Genomic DNA, 2,801 nt, shown 5'->3' on the forward strand with positions numbered 1-2,801 from the left:
CGTGAGCGTCCGGTGAACGGATTTTGCTGAACGAGCCAGTTAGGCGATGTTCTGGCATTAGAACCAGCATTAGTGCTGACACTAATATCAGATCTTAGAGGTTGGCATGGCTCGCATGGAGATCATTTCCGGCGTTGAGCGTAGGCGGCGGTGGTCGAAGGAAGCGAAGCTGGCGATATTGGCTGAAGCCGATCAGCCGGGCGTTCGCATTGGTGATGTCGCTCGTCGCCATGACATTTATCCTGCGCAGATCCGTTTATGGCGGAAAACGCTTAGCCACTTCGATGTTTCAGCAACGTTCCTTCCGGTCCACCTGGTCAACGAAGTAAGCCTCGGGCAGATGCGGGCGGCCGGCGGGGCGCCCGCGCTTATCAAGATCCAGCTACGCAATGGTCGCAGTTTGAAAGTTCCTGCGGACATTGAGCGCAAGACGCTGTCATCGTTGATCGCGTGTGTTGAGGCTGCATGATCGGGCCGACAGGAAATGTGCGGGTCTACTTGGCTTGCGGGGTGACCGATATGCGGCGCGGTATCGATGGTCTGTCTGCTATGGTCGAGGCGGTGATCAAGGAAGCGCCGGGTTGCGGAGCGATCTTCGGCTTCCGCGGAAAGCGCGCCGACCGGATCAAGCTTCTTTGGTGGGATGGCCAGGGGTTCTGCCTGTTTTACAAGATTCTCGAGCGGGGATACTTTCCTTGGCCGACGGCGAAAGATGGCGTTGCGCATCTGACGCAGGCTCAGTTGTCAATGCTTGTTGAGGGGATTGACTGGCGCCGACCAGCGTGGACTTCCGCCCCTGGCCGCACGGGTTAAAAGCTATATTTTACAGGCACATCCGGGGCAAAACGCTGGTGCTCTCGCTGCAAATCGGCTATGTTTTTGGGCATGAAAGCACCGCCGCTGGACAGTCAGGACGAGCTCATGGCATTGCGCGCGCTCGTCGCTGAACAGGCGGCGAAACTCAGCGCACAAGAAGCCGAAGTCATCAAACGCGACTCGATCATCGGTCTTCTGCGCGCGCAGCTGGAACTGCTCCGACATCGGCAGCACGGCGCATCCTCGGAAAAGATCGATCGGAAGATTGAGCAATTCGAACTGATGCTCGAGGAGATCGAAGCCTCTCGCGCCGAGGCTGATGCTCGTTCCGGAAAAGGCCTGCTGCCAGATCTGGATGATACCCCCGACATGCCGAAACGCAGGCCTCTGCCGGATGGCCTCCCAACTGAAGAGCGGGTGTACACAGCGCCCTGCAGTTGCCCGACGTGTGGTGGCAAGTCCTTTCTGAAGGCGGCCGACAGGGTGGTCCAGGTGATGGAGCATGTGCCGGCTTCTGTGAAGATCGTCCGGCATATCGAGAAGCGCATGGTCTGTAAGGACTGCGATACAACGGTATCGGGTGAGATGCCGAGCCTGCCGATCGAGCGAGGCAAACCTGGACCAGGACTGCTCGCACACATCATGGTCGCCAAGTTTGACGATCATATCCCACTCTACCGTTTGTCCGAGATGTACGACCGGCTGGGGATAGACATCTCCCGGTCTGTCATGGCGGACTGGGTTGGCCGTGTGTCCGTTCTGCTCTCGCCCCTCATCTTGCTGATCAGAGCCCATATCGCCGCGGTCGACCGAATACACACGGACGATACGCCGGTCGATGTTCTCGATCCAGGACGAGGAAAGACGAAGACCGGCAGGGTCTGGGTCTATGTCTTCGATGGCAGCGGCTACCAGGAGCCCACGCCCGGAGCGATCGCCTATTACTATAGCCCCGACCGAAAGGGCGTGCATCCGGCTGAACACCTCGCTCACTTCAGCGGCGTAATGCATGCGGATGGGTATGCGGGCTATAGCAAGCTTTACGGCAACCAGATCATCGAAGCTGCCTGCATGGCGCATGTGCGCCGCAAGTTCCATGATGTGATCAAGCTCAAGCCATCTCCGATCGCCGACGAGGCTCTGTCGCGCATCGGTGCACTCTACGATATTGAGGATCGTATCCGCGGAATGTCGGCTGACGAGAGGCGAACACTGCGCCAGCAACACGCCAGACCCATTCTGGCGGACCTCAAAGCCTGGATTGAAGGGACGCTTTCGACGCTGCCGCAGAAACAGAAGCTTGCAGAAGCGATGCGGTACGCCCTCTCACGATGGGCAGCTTTGAGTGTCTACATTGACGATGGCCGTGTCGAAATCGATAACAACATAGCTGAGCGCGCCATGCGGCCACTCGGAATTGGAAGAAAAAATTGGCTCTTTGCTGGGTCAGACAAGGGCGGCGAGCGCATCGCCAATATCCTGACCATCATCGAGACAGCTAAACTCCATGGCCACAATCCAGAGGCCTATCTGACAGACGTCCTGACCAGGATCCAGAGCCATCCGAAGGATCGACTGGAGGCATTGCTCCCGTGGCAGTGGACTCCGGCAAAAGACCGGTACGAGGCTGCGTGATGGCGCGCTCAAGGATCATCTATACCCTCAAAGAGGTCGCTCAGATGATCGGCGAGAACCTCGAGTTGATCGAAGAGGTGACCGCCAACTCGGATAATATCAGCGAAGGCGAATTGCTTTATGTCCGCGACGGAAGCGAATACGGCACAAAGGGCCTGACCCAGAACTGCGTGGAAGAGCTCCAAAATCTCCTCGCCGACATACGGACATGGGATGGTGGAATCCGCCAGTTCCTCGTCGATGAACAATGCGATCCGGATGTGGTCGAACGCGTTATGGCAGACGAGATGAAACGCGGCCTATAATCTCGGCCTCTCAACCAAGCGAAAATGCCTTCACCGGACGCTCAC

The 2,801-nt window shown here is 57.7% G+C and carries 4 protein-coding genes; all 4 read left to right on the top strand.

Going from position 1 to position 2,801, the window contains the following annotated elements; all coding sequences use genetic code 11:
- The first annotated feature begins 106 nt into the window (after window positions 1-106).
- The gene (gene tnpA / locus M2267_RS29855; protein ID WP_429119461.1) at window positions 107-469 is read left to right on the top strand and encodes an IS66-like element accessory protein TnpA; all 363 of its coding nucleotides are present in this window, start codon (window positions 107-109) and stop codon (window positions 467-469) included.
- The gene (gene tnpB, locus M2267_RS29860; RefSeq protein WP_060644803.1) at window positions 466-813 is read left to right on the top strand and encodes an IS66 family insertion sequence element accessory protein TnpB; all 348 of its coding nucleotides are present in this window, start codon (window positions 466-468) and stop codon (window positions 811-813) included. Before tnpA ends, tnpB begins: the two co-directional genes overlap by 4 nt.
- Before the next feature lie 72 nt (window positions 814-885).
- Complete coding sequence (tnpC, locus tag M2267_RS29865) at window positions 886-2,451, top strand: IS66 family transposase (RefSeq protein WP_429119463.1); 1,566 nt, start codon at window positions 886-888, stop codon at window positions 2,449-2,451.
- Complete coding sequence (locus M2267_RS29870) at window positions 2,451-2,756, top strand: hypothetical protein (protein WP_429119462.1); 306 nt, start codon at window positions 2,451-2,453, stop codon at window positions 2,754-2,756. Before tnpC ends, M2267_RS29870 begins: the two co-directional genes overlap by 1 nt.
- Window positions 2,757-2,801: the final 45 nt, after the last annotated feature.

This window comes from Ensifer sp. KUDG1, from assembly GCF_050434285.1.
Lineage (GTDB): Bacteria > Pseudomonadota > Alphaproteobacteria > Rhizobiales > Rhizobiaceae > Ensifer.

Bases quoted from the DNA above. Each gene is read 5' to 3' on its own strand.
- tnpA (WP_429119461.1), top strand. From the start codon at position 107: ATGGCTCGCATGGAGATCATTTCCGGCGTTGAGCGTAGGCGGCGGTGG.
- M2267_RS29870 (WP_429119462.1), top strand. From the start codon at position 2,451: ATGGCGCGCTCAAGGATCATCTATACCCTCAAAGAGGTCGCTCAGATG.
- tnpB (WP_060644803.1), top strand. From the start codon at position 466: ATGATCGGGCCGACAGGAAATGTGCGGGTCTACTTGGCTTGCGGGGTG.
- tnpC (WP_429119463.1), top strand. From the start codon at position 886: ATGAAAGCACCGCCGCTGGACAGTCAGGACGAGCTCATGGCATTGCGC.